The organism is Pseudomonas sp. B5(2017) (assembly GCF_002112825.1).
GTDB lineage: Bacteria > Pseudomonadota > Gammaproteobacteria > Pseudomonadales > Pseudomonadaceae > Aquipseudomonas > Aquipseudomonas putida_Z.
Genome location: NZ_NEIR01000023.1, coordinates 1 through 16,057 on the forward strand (window position 1 = coordinate 1; position 16,057 = coordinate 16,057).

At 63.7% G+C, this 16,057-nt stretch carries 15 protein-coding genes; 5 read left to right on the forward strand and 10 right to left on the reverse strand.

What is annotated here, in order from left to right; all coding sequences use genetic code 11:
* Positions 1–468 precede the first annotated feature (468 nt).
* Positions 469–1,815: a sorbosone dehydrogenase family protein gene (locus CAG00_RS25950; RefSeq protein WP_085665676.1), complete on the forward strand. Its 1,347-nt coding sequence runs from the start codon at positions 469–471 to the stop codon at positions 1,813–1,815.
* On the opposite strand, the gene CAG00_RS25955 is transcribed toward CAG00_RS25950, so the two are convergent.
* The 5 genes from CAG00_RS25955 to CAG00_RS25975 form a co-directional block, all read right to left on the reverse strand.
* Positions 1,781–2,314: a C40 family peptidase gene (locus tag CAG00_RS25955; RefSeq protein WP_085665677.1), complete on the reverse strand. Its 534-nt coding sequence runs from the start codon at positions 2,312–2,314 to the stop codon at positions 1,781–1,783. The two genes, CAG00_RS25950 and CAG00_RS25955, sit on opposite strands and share 35 nt — an antisense overlap.
* Positions 2,315–2,453: 139 nt before the next feature.
* Positions 2,454–3,107, reverse strand: coding sequence for a C40 family peptidase (locus tag CAG00_RS25960; protein ID WP_084785065.1), 654 nt, complete (start codon positions 3,105–3,107; stop codon positions 2,454–2,456).
* A 125-nt stretch (positions 3,108–3,232) separates the two neighbouring features.
* Positions 3,233–3,940 carry a DnaA regulatory inactivator Hda gene (gene hda / locus CAG00_RS25965; protein WP_013971369.1) on the reverse strand — a complete coding sequence of 236 codons (708 nt, stop codon included), beginning with the start codon at positions 3,938–3,940 and terminating at the stop codon, positions 3,233–3,235.
* A 292-nt stretch (positions 3,941–4,232) separates the two neighbouring features.
* Positions 4,233–5,306, reverse strand: coding sequence for an AI-2E family transporter (locus tag CAG00_RS25970; RefSeq protein ID WP_085665678.1), 1,074 nt, complete (start codon positions 5,304–5,306; stop codon positions 4,233–4,235).
* A 12-nt stretch (positions 5,307–5,318) separates the two neighbouring features.
* Positions 5,319–6,386 carry a DUF2066 domain-containing protein gene (locus CAG00_RS25975; RefSeq protein WP_085665679.1) on the reverse strand — a complete coding sequence of 356 codons (1,068 nt, stop codon included), beginning with the start codon at positions 6,384–6,386 and terminating at the stop codon, positions 5,319–5,321.
* 340 nt (positions 6,387–6,726) lie between these two features.
* Between CAG00_RS25975 and purM the strand changes: the two genes are divergently transcribed.
* From purM to CAG00_RS25995, 4 genes are all read left to right on the forward strand, one after another.
* Positions 6,727–7,785, forward strand: coding sequence for a phosphoribosylformylglycinamidine cyclo-ligase (gene purM, locus CAG00_RS25980; protein ID WP_013971366.1), 1,059 nt, complete (start codon positions 6,727–6,729; stop codon positions 7,783–7,785).
* On the forward strand, positions 7,785–8,438 hold the full coding sequence (gene purN / locus CAG00_RS25985; protein ID WP_085665680.1) for a phosphoribosylglycinamide formyltransferase: 654 nt from the start codon (positions 7,785–7,787) through the stop codon (positions 8,436–8,438). The genes purM and purN overlap by 1 nt, the downstream gene beginning before the upstream one ends.
* An 8-nt stretch (positions 8,439–8,446) precedes the next feature.
* Positions 8,447–9,157 (forward strand): DUF3108 domain-containing protein, encoded by a 711-nt coding sequence (locus CAG00_RS25990; RefSeq protein ID WP_025338015.1) that lies wholly within the window; start codon positions 8,447–8,449, stop codon positions 9,155–9,157.
* A gap of 322 nt (positions 9,158–9,479) precedes the next feature.
* Positions 9,480–9,662 (forward strand): hypothetical protein, encoded by a 183-nt coding sequence (locus tag CAG00_RS25995; protein WP_003257734.1) that lies wholly within the window; start codon positions 9,480–9,482, stop codon positions 9,660–9,662.
* A 45-nt stretch (positions 9,663–9,707) separates the two neighbouring features.
* Here the strand turns inward: CAG00_RS25995 and CAG00_RS26000 are convergent, their stop codons facing one another.
* From CAG00_RS26000 to cysM, 5 genes are all read right to left on the reverse strand, one after another.
* On the reverse strand, positions 9,708–10,247 hold the full coding sequence (locus tag CAG00_RS26000; RefSeq protein WP_025338014.1) for a DUF2058 domain-containing protein: 540 nt from the start codon (positions 10,245–10,247) through the stop codon (positions 9,708–9,710).
* A 26-nt stretch (positions 10,248–10,273) separates the two neighbouring features.
* Positions 10,274–11,107: a nucleoside triphosphate pyrophosphohydrolase gene (gene mazG, locus CAG00_RS26005; RefSeq protein ID WP_075044006.1), complete on the reverse strand. Its 834-nt coding sequence runs from the start codon at positions 11,105–11,107 to the stop codon at positions 10,274–10,276.
* 124 nt (positions 11,108–11,231) lie between these two features.
* A complete protein-coding gene (gene relA, locus CAG00_RS26010; protein WP_015269231.1) occupies positions 11,232–13,472 on the reverse strand; it encodes a GTP diphosphokinase in 2,241 nt (746 codons plus the stop codon).
* Between the two features lie 96 nt (positions 13,473–13,568).
* On the reverse strand, positions 13,569–14,927 hold the full coding sequence (gene rlmD, locus CAG00_RS26015) for a 23S rRNA (uracil(1939)-C(5))-methyltransferase RlmD (protein ID WP_085665681.1): 1,359 nt from the start codon (positions 14,925–14,927) through the stop codon (positions 13,569–13,571).
* The gene (gene cysM, locus CAG00_RS26020) at positions 14,928–15,827 is read right to left on the reverse strand and encodes a cysteine synthase CysM (protein ID WP_043936067.1); all 900 of its coding nucleotides are present in this window, start codon (positions 15,825–15,827) and stop codon (positions 14,928–14,930) included.
* Between the last annotated feature and the right edge of the window lie 230 nt (positions 15,828–16,057).

A 16,057-nucleotide genomic window follows, 5' to 3' on the forward strand; every position in this document is an offset into this window, starting at 1 on the left:
CGCTCTTCGCTCTTCGCTCTTCGCTTTCAAGCGTGGGCATCAACAACAAGGTCAACATTCATTTTCGAAGGTGGCGCTTAATCACCTTTCCGCCCTTACGGCGGGTCACTTTTTGTCAAACGCGACAAAAAGTAACCAAAAAACGCTGGCTCCTATCATCCGGCCCCTACGCTTCGCTCCGGGGTTCCCTCGCTACGGGCCTGCTCCCGGGAGTACGCGCTGCAGGCCCCATCCATGGGGCCTCAGCGCTTGACGGGCATCCATGCCCGTCACCTCCCTCCGCAGTCCCTTCGCTCGGCCTCCTGAAGTCGCAATCGGCGGCGCCTGAACTATCGCGCGCTTAGAAGCAAAAGCAAAAGCAAAAGCAACGGCAACGGCAACGGCAACGGCAGTTGGATGGTTCCCGGGAACCCGGCGAACGTCGCCGACCTCTCAGTTCCATAGGCCTTCTTACGGAGGATGCCGCCCATGAAACACCTGATGCCTTGGCTATTGGCCGCCAGCCTGACTGCCTGCGGCGAAACCGCCCTGCTGAATGTACTCGACGGCAGTGGCCCAACCCCCCAGCTGCCTGCTCCGGTCAAGACCACCCTCCCCACCGTGAATATCGCCCCGGCAGTGGGCTGGCCCAAGGACGCCAAGCCCGAAGCAGCACCAGGCACTCAGGTGAAAGCGTTCGCCAGCGGACTCGACCACCCTCGCTGGCTATACCTGCTGCCCAACGGCGACGTGCTGGTAGCTGAAACCAATGCCCCGCCCAAACCCGAAGATGGCAAGGGCCTGCGCGGTTGGGTCATGAAGAAGGTGATGAAGCGGGCAGGTGCAGGCGTGCCCAGCGCCAACCGCATTACCCTGCTACGGGATGCCGACCACGACGGCGTGGCTGAAATCCGCACGACCTTCATCGAAGAGCTCAACTCACCGTTCGGCATGGCCCTGGTCGGCAAGGACCTCTACGTCGCCAACACCGACAGGCTGCTGCGCTTTCACTACGAGCCCGGAGCCATGCAAATTCGCAATGAAGGCCAGCCGGTAGTCGAGTTGCCAGGCGGGCCGCTCAACCACCACTGGACCAAGAACGTCATCGCCAGCCCCGATGGCAAGAAGCTTTTCGTGACGGTCGGCTCCAACAGCAACGTAAGCGAAAACGGTATGGACAAGGAACAGGGACGCGCCGCGATCTGGGAAGTGGACCCCGCCAGCGGCCAGCACCGCCTGTTCGCCACCGGCCTGCGCAACCCTAACGGCCTGGCCTGGGAGCCGCACAGCGGCGCGTTGTGGACGGCAGTCAACGAGCGTGACGAGATCGGTAGCGATCTGGTACCGGACTACATCACTTCCGTGAAGGACGGCGGTTTCTATGGTTGGCCCTACAGCTACTACGGCCGCCACGTGGACGAGCGCGTGCAACCGCCAGCGCCTGAAAAAGTAGCCCAGGCGCTAGTGCCCGACTACGCCGTGGGCCCACACACGGCATCGCTGGGGCTGGCATTCGCCCAACCGAATGGGCTACCACCGCCCTTCGAAGAAGGGGCATTCGTGGGCCAGCACGGGTCGTGGAACCGCAAGCCGCACAGTGGCTACAAGGTGATTTTCGTGCCGTTCGACCCTTCAGGAAAACCTTCGGGCAAGCCTGTGGACCTGCTTACCGGTTTTCTGGATGAGCATGGCAAGGCCCAAGGGCGCCCGGTCGGCGTGATCACCGACGGGCGTGGCGGCGTGCTGGTAGCCGATGATGTCGGCAATGTGGTCTGGCGGGTGAGCAAAGCCCCGCCTGTCCTCAGGGGTTCTGCGCCAGATGCCCTTGCGGAATGACGCGTTTGGCCTGCAGGTAAGCCTTGGCCCAGTAGCTGTTGGACAGGTAGTCCAGGCGCACCGTGCCACCGCTGGAAGGTGCATGCACGAAGCGCCCTTCCCCGACATAAATGCCAGCATGGCTGACCTGCGAGCCGCCACTGGTGGCGAAGAACACCAGGTCACCGGACTGCAGCGACTTGGCATCCACGGTTGGCGCGCGCATGACGATCATCTCACGCGTCGAACGCGGCAGGCTGATGCCGGCAGCATCACGGTAGACGTACTTGATCAGACCACTGCAATCGAAACCGGAGTCCGGTGTGTTGCCGCCCCAGCGATAAGGCGTGCCCACCAGGCCGATAGCACGCATCAGCACGTCATCGGCAATCGGCGAAGGGCTGGCCTGGCTATAGGTTACCTGCGGCTGTACCACAGGGGCCGGCGCAGGCGCACGGCTGGAGCAGGCAGCAAGCAAGGCTGCCAAGGAGAGAAATGCGAAGCGCGCCATCTTTACCATGGCCAGAACATCCTGTCTGAGTCCGCTGGGCCGCAGCCGAAAAGAATTGAGAATTTAGATTAGACGCTTTCTATAAATGCGCACGGCGGCGAGCTTTTTTCAAAGCATCGCCGCCGCGGCAGGATATATCATTTTGCTATCAGTTGCGCGCGATATTGGTGGTCGGCGCCATGGCCAAGGCACGCTTGGCTTCGATGAAGGTCTTGCTCCAGTAGCGGTCACCGAGGCTGTCGATGCGCACGCCACCACTGCGGCGGCTGCTGGAGTGGATGAACTGGTTGTCACCCAGGTAGATGCCGGCATGGCTCACGCGGCCGCGACCATTGGTGCTGAAGAACAGCAGGTCACCTGGCTTGAGCTTGTTGCGGGCCACTTTCGGGGCATCGACGTTGATCATTTCACGCGTGGAACGCGGCAGGGTAACGCCCGCCTCTTCGCGGAACAGGTAGCCGATGAAACCACTGCAGTCGAAGCCGGACTTCTCCGAGGTACCACCGAAGCGGTAGCGGGTGCCGATCAGCGACATGCCGCGCTCGAGAATGCTGTCAGCCAGAGCTGGCAACTGGTAAGGCTTGCTGCTGGAGAAAGCCTCCAGGTCATCTTCGGTGGCCAGCTCTTCCGGCTCGCCGAATACCGACGAGGACGAGGCTTTGGCCTTGAACGCCGATTGTGCGGCGATCGGGGAGTGATCCTGGGGCTGCGGCTCTGAATGAGAAGCTGGGCCTTGGGCCGCGCAGCCAAAAAGCAGGGTCACGAGTGCGAGTGGCACGAGGGGTGCGAAGCGCTTCAGCATGGGCACGACCGTGTCTGTAATCCTTTAGAAGGGTGAAACTATGCCCTCTATCATGGCCATTTGCAAATTTTATCGAAAAAGATGTGACTTTTTTGTTTTGCCGCTCTGGCCCAGCGTTTTCGGGGTTACCAACCCAGGGTTTCCTTGAGGAACGGGATGGTGAGCTTGCGTTGTGCCTGCAACGAGGCCTGGTCGAGACGTTCGAGCAGGTCGAACAACGCACTCATGCTGCGTGCGCCGCGGGTGAGGATGAAGTGACCGACTTCGTCGGTAAGGTGCAGGCCACGGCGCGAAGCACGCAGTTGCAGGGCACGCAGCTTGTCTTCGTCGGACAGGCCACGCATCTGGAACACCAGGGCCAGGGTCAGCCGCGACTTCAGGTCGGGCAGCTTGATCGGCAGTTCGCGCGGCGACGCCGAGGCAGCCAGCAGCAGGCGCCGGCCGCTGTCACGCAGGCGGTTGAACAGGTGGAACATGGCCTCTTCCCAGTCAGCCTTGCCGGCGATCACGTGCAGGTCGTCGATGCACACCAGTTCGTACTGGGCCAGGTAGTCGAGCAGCCCTACGCCACGATCGAGCAATTGCGCCAGTGGCAGGTAGACGGCTGGCTCGCCGCGTTGCTGGAAGCGGTGGGTGGCGGCCTGTAGCAGGTGGGTACGGCCAACACCTTGCTTGCCCCACAGGTAGATAAGGCTCTCGGTCCAGCCGGCGTCGGCTTCGCATAGCCGCTCGACGTAGCCCAATGCCGCGGCATTGGCGCCCGGATAGTAGTTGATGAAGGTGGCGTCATCGCGCAGGCGCACACCCAGGGGCAACTGGATCGGTGGTTTCATGCTCGCGGGCGGTCGACAGGACCGCAGGGGGCCTTTGGTGAACAATGTGCAAAGTCTATACCCGCAGCGCGGGGCGCACAATCGCGGCAGCGGATAGCACAAGTAAAATCAACGAGTTGCGGTTTTTTTTGCTGTTTTGGGGCTGCTTTGCAGCCCTTCGCGGGCTTGCCCGCTCCCACAGGGGCGCGTAAATCATGGCCTCAGCGACACACCTGTGGGAGCGGGCAAGCCCGCGAAGGGCCGCAACGCGGCCCCAATTTCTTAACTGGCCGGCATCAAGGCGGCCCCGGGATCACAACTCCGGGTCGATATCCCCGGCATACATGTCCGATTCCTTGTACAGGTCATGTACATGCCGCAGCAGCACCATGATCACCGCCGCCACCGGCAGCGCCAGCAACACCCCGGTAAAGCCGAACAGCTCACCGCCGGCCAGGATCGCGAAGATCACCGCCACCGGGTGCAGGCCGATACGGTCGCCGACCAGCAGCGGGGTCAGCACCATGCCTTCCAGCGCCTGCCCGACCATGAACACCGCGACGATCCCCAGCATCGGGTACAGGTCGCCGCCGAACTGGAACAGGCCAGCCACCAAGGCCGCGCCGATGCCGATGATGAAGCCCATGTACGGCACGATGGCAGCCAGCCCGGCGAGCATGCCGATCAGCAGCCCCAGTTCCAGCCCCACCAGCATCAGCCCGGCCGAATAGATGATGCCCAGGGCCACCATCACCATCAATTGCCCGCGCACGAACGCCCCCAGCACTTCATGGCATTCGCCCGCCAGGCCCATCACTTGCGGCTCACGCTGGCGCGGCAACAGGCCACGCAGCTTGGCCATCATCAGGTCCCAGTCACGCAACAGATAGAAACCCACCACCGGGATCAGCACCATGTTGGCCAGCCAGGCCATCAGCGCCAGGCTCGATGCGGTGGCATGGGACAGCAGCACGCCGACGATATCGGTGGTCTGGCCCATGTGCGTGCCGATGGCGGCCTTGATCTTGTCGAACTTCCAGAAGCCGTCAGCCAGGCCCAGGCGGCTCTGCACCCAGGGCAGCGCCACGTGCTCGAGCCAGTCGAGCATCTGCGGCGCCAGTTCGTACAGGCGCACCAGCTGCTTGGCCAGCAGCGGCACCAATACCAGCAGCAAGGCCAGCAACAGCAAGGTAAACAGGCCGAAAACCACCACCACGCCCCAGGTGCGCGACAGCCCCAGGCGCTCCAGGCGGTCGACCAGCGGGTCGGCCAGGTAGGCCAGCAGGATGCCGACCAGGAACGGGGTAAGAATATTGTGCAGGCTGTAAAGCAGCACGGCGACCAGCAGGGCAACGCCCAGCCAGATCCAACGACGTACGTCGGTCACGGTGTGCTCCCCTTACCAGCGAAAACGCAAACCGTCGAACGGCTTGGGTGCTGGCTGGGCCGGCACTGGTTGCCCAGCGCCGGCAGCGTCTGCCGGAGCTGGAGGGGGCTGCACAGCAGGCGCCTGCTCTACCGGTACTTCCTGCAGCTTGGCCAGGCCAAGCTGGGCGCGCAGCTGTTCGCGGTTGGCGGTCACGCCGTAGGTCAGGGTGCTGCCTTCGGCCATCTGCAGGCGCGGGCCAAAGGGTTCGAGCACGCGGGCAAGCTCTGCGTAGCGCTGCAGGTTCATCCCCTGCACTTGCACCTGCAACTGGCTGCTGGCGCCCGGGCGGGTGACGTAGCGCGGCGCCAGGCGACTGCTGAGCGCCAGCATCACGGCATCGGCCAGTGCTGCCGGGTCGGCACCTTCGGCAGTGCCTTGTTCACGCTGGTCGCCCAGCCACAGCTGCCATTTGCCCTGCCACTTGCCGTCGGCTTCCCGGGCATGCACCGCCAGCAAGGCATCGGCGCCGTAGCGCCCTGAGGCTTCGCGCAGCGCCGCAGGGTCACTGCCTTCGATCTGCTCGGCATTGGCCACCAGTTGCTCCTGCAGGTCGGCCAGAGGCAGGCGCAACGGCAGGCCACGGTGCTGCGCGGCGCGGCGCAGGGGTTGGGCGCTGGCCTGGCCGTCACCGACCAGGTTGCTGCCTTCCGCACTGTCGTTCAGCCACCAGCCGAGGATCGAGGGGCGGTTGCTGCCCCACAAGGCCAGGCCGGCCTTGCGCAAGGCCCGTTCGGTACTGCCAGGGTCGAACTCGACCAGCACCGACTCGGGTGGCCCGGCTTCGCTGGCGACCTGGTTGATGATTTGCTGCGGGTCCTTGCGCAGCCCGGCCAATGCCGGGCTTTGCGCTGCCTTGGGGTCGCCGGTCAGGCGCGTTACCAGGGTATCGAGGGCCTGGATGGTAGCCGCGGCACGGGCTTCGGCGCCCTGCCCGGATACCGGTTCGCGCACCTGGTACAGGCCGGAGACACTTTCAGCCTGGGCAGTGGCCGAGATCAGGGCCAGGCAACCGACTGCCAGAATATTGAAGAGACGCATGGAGGATTCCTGTCCAGAACACATGGAGCGACGGAGCGCTGCCTGCAGGCTGTGACCGCCACGGGCAAGAAATGCTCCGTGGCACCGGGCATTTCTGCCTGCCACCTTTCCTATACCTTATACAGCCACCCGCGCGGCAACCAGTCGCGGCCCGTGAAAGGATGTTTTTTTAATGCTTTCGGCACCTGCCCGTCGGCCTGAGGATGGCCGCTGCCCGGCAACCCTGATAAAATCGCGCGCCTTCACAGACCACTGACGTTTCAGGCAGCCGCCGCTTACCAGCCGGCCTTGGCCGTCATGGTCGTTTTTAAGAATCCCTCCCTCCTAAAGGCCTGGATCAATGAGCAAGCAACCCTCCCTGAGCTACAAGGACGCCGGTGTAGACATCGACGCCGGCGAAGCACTGGTCGAACGCATCAAGGGCGTGGCAAAACGCACCGCACGCCCTGAAGTCATGGGTGGCCTGGGCGGCTTCGGCGCCCTCTGCGAGATCCCGGCCGGCTACAAGCAGCCGGTGCTGGTCTCCGGCACCGACGGCGTCGGCACCAAGCTGCGCCTGGCACTGAACCTGAACAAGCACGACAGCATCGGCCAGGACCTGGTCGCCATGTGCGTCAACGACCTGGTAGTGTGCGGCGCCGAGCCGCTGTTCTTCCTCGACTACTATGCCACCGGCAAACTTAACGTCGACGTAGCCGCCACCGTGGTCACCGGCATCGGTGCCGGTTGCGAACTGGCCGGCTGCTCGCTGGTCGGTGGTGAAACCGCCGAAATGCCTGGCATGTACGAAGGCGAAGACTACGACCTGGCCGGCTTCTGCGTCGGCGTGGTGGAAAAGGCCGAGATCATCGACGGCTCCAAGGTTGCCACCGGCGACGCACTGATCGCCCTGCCGTCCTCGGGCCCGCACTCCAACGGCTACTCGCTGATCCGCAAGATCCTCGAAGTGTCCGCCACCGACATCGAGAACACCCAGCTCGACGGCAAGCCACTGACCGACCTGCTGATGGCGCCGACCCGCATCTACGTCAAGCCGCTGCTGCAACTGATCAAGAACACCGGCGCGGTCAAGGCCATGGCCCACATCACCGGTGGTGGCCTGCTGGACAACATCCCGCGCGTACTGCCGGCCAACGCCCAGGCGGTCATCGACGTGGCCAGCTGGCAGCGCCCGGCGGTGTTCGATTTCCTGCAGGAAAAAGGCAACGTCGACGAGCATGAAATGCACCGCGTGCTGAACTGCGGCGTCGGCATGGTCATCTGCGTGGCCCAGGATCAGGTAGAAGCTGCCCTGAACGAACTGCGCGCCGCTGGCGAGCAGCCATGGGTGATCGGCCACATCGCCGAAGCCGCCGAGGGCGCTGCCCAGGTCGAGCTGCAGAACCTCAAGGCACACTGATGCCAAGCAAGACCTGCAATGTAGTGGTACTGCTGTCGGGCTCCGGCAGCAACCTGCAAGCCCTGATCGACAGCTGCCAAGGCCAGGACAGCCCGGTGCGCATCCGTGCGGTGGTTTCCAACCGCGCCGATGCCTACGGCCTGCAACGCGCCGCGGCGGCCGGCATCGACAGCGTCGTGCTCGAGCACACCCAGTTCGACGGCCGTGAAGCCTTCGATGCCGCGCTGATGGCGCGCATCGACGCTTTCGCCCCGGACCTGGTGGTGCTGGCCGGTTTCATGCGCATCCTCAGTGGCGACTTCGTGCGCCACTACCAGGGCCGCCTGCTCAACATCCACCCGTCGCTGCTGCCCAAGTACAAGGGCCTGCATACCCACCGCCGGGCGCTGGAGGCAGGCGACGCCGAGCATGGCTGCAGCGTACACTTCGTGACTGAGGAACTCGATGGCGGCCCACTGGTCGTACAGGCTGTGGTACCGGTGGCGTCTGACGACACCGTCGAAAGCCTGGCCCAGCGGGTACACCGCCAGGAACACCTGATCTACCCGCTGGCGGTGCGCTGGTTCGCCGAAGGGCGCTTGCGCCTTGGCGAACTGGGTGCATTACTGGATGGCCAGCCCCTGGCGGCCAGCGGTCACTTGATTCGATCCTAGGAGAATTTATGCGTCGCGCCCTGCTCTTGGCTCTCGCCGTGCTCGCCCTGCCCCTCCAGGCAGCTGATCTGAAGCCTTTCTCGGCCAGCTACACCGCAGACTGGAAGCAACTGCCCATGAGCGGCACCGCCGAGCGCAGCCTGGTCAAGAATGCCAACGGTACCTGGGACCTTAACTTCAAGGCTTCCATGATGATCGCCAGCCTGACCGAGCAAAGCACCCTGCGCCTGGACAACGACACGCTGCTGCCGCAGAAGTATCACTTCGAGCGTGGCGGCCTGGGCAAGGCCAAGAAGGTCGACCTGACCTTCGACTGGAACAGCAAGAAGGTCACCGGCAGCGACCGTGGCGATGCCATCAGCCTGCCGCTGAACCGTGGCGTGCTGGACAAGTCGTCCTACCAACTGGCCCTGCAGCATGACGTGGCCGCCGGCAAGAAGAGCATGACCTACCAGGTGGTCGACGGTGACGAGATCGACACCTACGACTTCCGCGTGCTGGGCACCGAAAAGGTCACTACCAAGACCGGCCAGGTCGATGCGGTGAAGGTCGAGCGCGTGCGCGACCCAAGCCAGAGCAAGCGCATCACCGAGCTTTGGTTCGCCAAGAACTGGGACTACCTGCTGGTGCAACTGCGCCAGGTCGAGACCGATGGCAAGGAATACGTGATCGTGCTGCAGGATGGCACGGTCGATGGCAAGCCGGTGAAGGGCAACTGAGCCAGCGCTGCCTGCAGCACCCGAAGCCCCGCCTTGTGCGGGGCTTTTTTCTGCCTGCCTTGCACCGACGCCTGTAGGAGCGGCCTTGTGTCGCGATGGGGCGCGCAGCGTCCCCAGGATCTTTGCCTCAACGCAAGATTGCCGGGACCGCTGCGCGCCCCATCGCGACACAAGGCCGCTCCTACAAAAGCGCACCTGCCGGCCCAAAGGCTGATCATGAAACTTGTTTCATGCCGGTTTTATTTACTTAGCCTGCTAACAAATTCTATAAAGAGGTTGTGCGACACAGTGTCGCAGCCAACTGAAGCAGTGGAGTTTAACGATGACAGTCCAAGTAACCGAACGCGACGAATCGAAAATGTCCCACGAAGGCCTGGCCGCTGGTGTGCGGATCTGGGATGTGCACCAACAGGGCCAGCTGGTGGGGATGTTCCACAACGAACATGAAGCACACCAGTACCGTACAGAGCTGGAAAACCTGGAAAACCAGCGCGCCACGCAATGACCCATCTTCAAATGAAAAACCCCGCCAAGGCGGGGTTTTTCGTGGTTACCACATCAGATCATCAGGGATCTTGTAGGCCGCGTACGGGTCGTCCTCGTCCGCTTCCTCGACATGGGTATTCAGCAACAGGATACGGTTGGGGTCGCGCTCCTGGATCTTCACCGCCGCCTCCCGAGGGATCACCTCGTAACCGCCGGCAAACGACACCACGGCCAGCGCGCCATTGCTCAGCTTGGTCCGCATCAAGGCATTGACGGCAATGCGCTTGACCTTCTTGTCGTCGACGAAGTTGTAGTAGTCCTCGGTGCTCAGCTTCGGCAGGCGAGTCGCTTCGATCAACTGCTTGATCTGCGCGGCGCGGGCCTTCTGCTCGGCTTTTTCCTGCTGCTGGCGGTTCAGTTCCTGGTCACGCTTGGCTTTCTCGGCCATGGCTTCCTTGGCCAAGCGCTGCTGGCTGTCGTCCACCTCGACCTGGCCTTTGTGCTCCAGGCGTTTCTGTTTCTTCTCGGCCTTGTTGGCCTGGGAAACCTGTTTCTGGTTGACCAGACCGGCTTTGAGCAGTTGGTCGCGAAGGGAAAGGCTCATGAATGTTCACTCACTTATGCAACAGCTCAGCTGCAGCTGGGCAGGTTCTTTTCCTGACGTTTGGCTTCACCCCAAAGGGCATCCAGTTCGTCAAGGTTACAATCTTCGATGGGTCGGCCACTGTCGCGCAATGCCTGTTCGATGAAGCGGAAACGCCGCTCGAACTTGCGATTGGCACGGCGCAGGGCGTGTTCCGGGTCATGCTTGAGGTGACGGGCCAGGTTGACGGCGGCAAACAGCAGGTCGCCGATTTCATCCTCGAGCGCATCGGCATCGCCGTCGGCCATGGCCTGCAGCACTTCGTCCAGCTCTTCGCGGACCTTGTCCAGCACCGGCAATGCCGCAGGCCAGTCGAAACCGACCGTGGCCGCGCGCTTTTGCAGTTTGGCTGCCCGCGACAATGCCGGCAATGCCGCTGGTACGTCGTCGAGCAGCGACAGCTGTTCGGGCTGGCTCTTTTCCGCCCGCTCTTCAGCCTTGATTTCTTCCCAGCGTGACTTGACCTGGGCCTCGCTCAGGCTGGGGGTGTCCACCGGCGCGTACAGCTCACCGGTGGGGAATACATGCGGGTGACGGCGAATGAGCTTGCGGGTGATGCTGTCGACCACGCCGTCGAACTCGAAACGCCCTTCCTCGCGGGCCAGCTGGCTGTAGTAGACCACCTGGAACAGCAGGTCGCCCAGCTCACCTTGCAGGTGCTCGAAGTCGCCACGCTCGATGGTGTCAGCAACCTCGTAGGCCTCTTCGATGGTGTGCGGGACGATGCTCGCGTAGTTCTGCTTCAGGTCCCACGGGCAGCCGTACTGCGGGTCGCGCAGGCGGGCCATGAGGTGCAGCAGGTCTTCGAGGGTGTAGGTCATTCAGGCAGGTCCTTCGGTGGTGGCTTCTTCGCGGGCTTGCCCGCTCCCACAGGATGCATGCAGGTTTCGAAATCTGCATCTTGCCTGTGGGAGCGGGCAAGCCCGCGAAGCAGGCACCGCGGTCTCAAGGGGTACGATTACGCCGCGTCTCGATGATGTTCGGCAACTGCGAGATGCGCCCCAGCAGGCGCCCCAGCGCATCCAGGCCTGGAATCTCGATGGTCAGCGACATCAGCGCGGTGTTGTCTTCCTTGTTCGAGCGGGTGTTCACCGCCAGCACGTTGATCTTTTCGTTCAGCAGCACTTGCGACACATCGCGCAGCAAGCCCGGGCGATCGTAGGCACGGATGACGATGTCGACCGGGTAGGTCTGCACCGGGATCGGCCCCCAGCTGACCTGGATCATGCGCTCCGGCTCCTTGCCCGCCAACTGCAGCACCGAGGCGCAGTCCTGGCGGTGGATGCTCACGCCGCGGCCCTGGGTGATGTAGCCGACGATGGCGTCACCCGGCAGCGGCTGGCAGCAGCCAGCCATCTGCGTCAGCAGGTTGCCGACGCCCTGGATCTGGATGTCGCCACGCTTGCCGGTACGCGGCCCGGTAGGCTTGCGCGGTACCAGTTCGATCTGCTCGATGCGCTCGGGCTCCAGCAACTGCTGGGCGGCGTTGACCAGGTGCGCCAGGCGCAGGTCGCCAGCACCGAGCGAGGCGAACATGTCCTCGGCGGTCTTGACGTTGGTCTTCTCGGCCAGGCGCTCGAAATCCACCTGCGGCAGGCCCAGGCGGCTGAGCTCGCGTTCGAGCAAGGTCTTGCCGGCAGCGACGTTCTGGTCGCGTGCCTGCAGCTTGAACCAGTGCACGATCTTGGCCCGCGCCCGCGAGGTGGTGACGTAGCCCAGGTTGGAGTTCAACCAGTCACGGCTGGGGTTGCCGTGCTTGCTGGTGATGATCTCGACCTGCTCGCCGGTCTGCAGGCTGTAGTTGAGCGGCACGATGCGCCCGTTGATCTTGGCGCCGCGGCAGTTGTGGCCGATTTCGGTGTGCACGCGGTAGGCGAAGTCCAGCGGCGTGGCACCCTTTGGCAAGTCGATGGCGTGGCCGTCCGGGGTGAACACGTAGACCCGGTCCGGCTCGATGTCGACCCGCAGCTGCTCGGCCAGGCCACCGATATCGCCCAGCTCTTCGTGCCACTCCAGCACCTGGCGCAGCCAGGAGATCTTCTCTTCGTAATGGTTGGAACTGGACTTGACGTCGGTGCCCTTGTAGCGCCAGTGGGCGCAAACCCCAAGCTCGGCCTCCTCGTGCATGCCGTGGGTACGGATCTGCACTTCCAGCACCTTGCCCTCGGGGCCGATCACCGCGGTGTGCAGCGAGCGATAGCCGTTCTCCTTGGGGTTGGCGATGTAGTCGTCGAACTCCTTGGGGATATGCCGCCACAGGGTGTGCACGATGCCCAGCGCGGTGTAGCAGTCGCGGATTTCCGGCACCAGCACGCGTACCGCGCGCACGTCGTAGATCTGGCTGAATTCCAGGCCTTTGCGCTGCATCTTGCGCCAGATCGAATAGATATGTTTCGCCCGGCCGCTGATGTCGGCCTTGACGCCAGTGGCCAGCAGCTCGTTCTGCAGCTGGTTCATCACCTCGCTGATGAAGCGCTCGCGGTCCAGCCGGCGCTCGTGCAGCAGCTTGGCAATCTGTTTGTACTGGTCGGGTTCTAGGTAGCGGAAGGACAGGTCTTCCAGCTCCCACTTGATGTGGCCGATACCCAGGCGGTGCGCCAGCGGCGCATAGATGTCGAACACCTCGCGCGCGACACGCAGGCGTTTCTCGTCGTCGGCGGCCTTGACCGCACGGATCGCGCAGGTACGCTCGGCCAGCTTGATCAGCGCCACGCGCACGTCGTCGACCATGGCCACGAGCATCTTGCGCAGGTTCTCGACCTGCGCCTGCGAACCCAGTACCAGCGATTGGCGCGGGCTGAGGCTGGCGCTGATCGCAGCCATGCGCAGCACACCGTCGATCAGCTTGGACACCACCGGGCCAAAGCGCTGGCTGACCTCGGCCAGAGTCACCTTGCCCTCGCGCACCGAGCGGTAGATGACCGCCGCCACCAGGGAATCCTGGTCGAGCTTGAGGTCGGCGAGGATTTCGGCGATCTCCAGGCCCGCCTGGAAGCTGGACGTACCGTCCGCCCAGGAATGCTTGGCCGGGTTGCCCTTTTTCTCGACTTCATGGGCAAACTCGCAGGCCTCTTTCAGCGCTGCGCGATCCAGTGCCGAATCGACGCTTACCACATGGTCCAACCATGCTTCGAGATTGATACTGCCGTCGGTGTTGACCGGCTGGTGCACTCTCACCTGTACCATCTTTGTTTTACCTTTCCATACAGCGCACCACGCGGGTGCGCTGGCAATCACCGTGCGGCCACCCTTCCGTGAAAGCCGCACCAAGGGGCCAGTCAGCTAGCCCGCTTCGAATAACGCCATGGCCTCGACATGCGCCGTCTGAGGAAACATGTCGAGAATCCCGGCCCTTTTTAACCGGTACCCCTGGCCGACCAGCACCTGGGCGTCTCGCGCCAGCGTGGCCGGGTTGCACGATACATAGACCAGCCTTCTGGCCTTGAGGCGGGCGATGCCTTGCACCACCTCGAAAGCACCGTCGCGCGGTGGATCCAAGAGTACCGCAGAAAAGCCCTCGGCGGCCCATCCGGCGCCCGCCAAAGGCTGCGATAAATCGGCCTGAAAAAACCGTGCGTTATGCACATTGTTGTTCCGGGCATTTGCCGCGGCCCGATCGACCATGGCCTGCACACCTTCCACAGCAACCACCTCGCGCGCCTGGCGGGCCAGCGGCAGGGCGAAGTTGCCCAGGCCGCAGAACAGGTCCAGCACGCGCTCGTCGGCCTGGGGTGCCAGCCATGCCAGGGCCTGCTCGATCATCGCCGTGTTGACCTGGGCATTCACCTGCACGAAGTCACCCGGGCGCCAGGCCAGCTCCAGCTGCCAGGGCGCCAGGGCAAAGCCCAGTTGCGCGGCCGGGTCCACTGGCGCCGGCTCACCTTCGCCCTGCAGCCACAGCTGGGCATTGGCCTGCTCGCAGAATGCCTGCAACCTGGCCAGGTCTTCAGCCGGCAACGGCGCGACATGGCGCACCAGCAGCGCCTCGGCAGTGCCGCTGAACAGTTCCACATGGCCCAGCGCCTGCGGCTTGCTCAGCGAGCGCAGCACGGTCGGCAAGTGGCGCAGAATCGATTGCAAGGGCTGTACCAGCACCGCGCAATCGTCGATGGCAATGATGTCCTGGCTGGCTTCGGCGCGGAAGCCGACCTCCAGCTGGCGCGCCTTGGCGTCCCAGCGTACGGCCACGCGGGCGCGGCGCCGGTAACCGAACTCCGGCCCGCTCAGCGGTGCGGCCCATTCCTCGGGCTGCACGCCGGCCACCCGCTGCAGCTGCTCGGCCAGGGTGCGCTGCTTGAGCGCCAGTTGCGCTTCATGCGGCAGGTGCTGCAGGTTGCAGCCACCGCAGCGCTCGTAATGCCGGCATGGTGCCTGACGGCGCTCGGGGCTGGCCTGCAGCAGGCGCTCAAGGCGGGCCTCGACCACTTTGCCGCGGGCATTGAGCACCCGCGCCTCTACGGCCTCGCCGGCCAGGGCGCCACTGACGAACCAGGTGCGCCCCTCGTGGAAGGCAATGCCCCGGCCGTCACCGGCCAGGCGCTCGATTTCCAGGCGCTGCTTCTTGCCCACCGGGACCTGGGGGCTGCGGTTGCCGCCGGCCGGCTGGAAGCGCAGGCCGCTGTTGCTTTTCTTCTTGGACATTTAGCTCGGGTCGAACAGGCCGGTGGACAGGTAACGGTCGCCGCGGTCGCAGATGATGGCGACCATCGTGGCATTTTCCACCTCGCGGGACAGGCGCAGCATGGCCGCGACTGCACCACCGGAAGACACGCCGCAGAAAATGCCCTCTTCACGGGCAAGGCGACGGGTGGTTTCCTCGGCTTCCTGCTGCGACATGTCGACCACGCGGTCGACACGGCTGGCGTCGAAGATTTTCGGCAGGTATTCCTCGGGCCAGCGGCGGATGCCCGGAATGGCCGAGCCTTCCATTGGTTGCAGGCCGATGATCTGCACCGCCGGGTTCTGTTCCTTGAGGTACTGCGAGCAGCCCATGATGGTACCGGTGGTACCCATGGAGCTGATGAAATGAGTGATGGTGCCCTGGGTCTGCTGCCAGATCTCGGGGCCGGTGCTGTTGTAGTGGGCGATGGGGTTGTCGCCGTTGGCGAACTGGTCCAGCACCAGGCCGCGGCCTTCGGCCTGCAGCTTCTCGGCCAGGTCACGGGCGCCTTCCATGCCCTCCTCCTTGGTCACCAGGATCAGCTCGGCGCCGTAGGCGGTCATGGCGGCCTTGCGCTCGGCGGTAGAGTTGTCGGGCATGATCAGGATCATCTTGTAGCCCTTGATCGCCGCAGCCATCGCCAGAGCGATGCCGGTGTTGCCGGAGGTGGCTTCGATCAGGGTGTCGCCGGGTTTGATCTGGCCACGCAGTTCGGCGCGGGTGATCATCGACAGTGCCGGGCGGTCCTTCACCGAGCCGGCGGGATTGTTACCTTCGAGCTTGAGCAGGAGGGTGTTGCTGGTTTCGCCAGCGATACGCTGCAGGCGAACCAGGGGCGTATTGCCGACGCAATCGGCGATGGTTGGGTACTGCAAGGTCATGGCGTATTTCACAATCCGGACGGCAGGGGTGCCTATCATACCGGCAAACCCTTCCCGGCCATATCACGCAATCTGTGGTGAATATAGCTACAAGCTATATATCGGCGTGTATTGCGTGCACGGCCTTTGTAGGAGCGGCCTTGTGTCGCGATGGGGCGCGCAGCGGCCCCGGCAATATATGCGGCGAAGCTGAAACCTAGGGGCCGCTGCGCGCCCCATCGCGACACAAG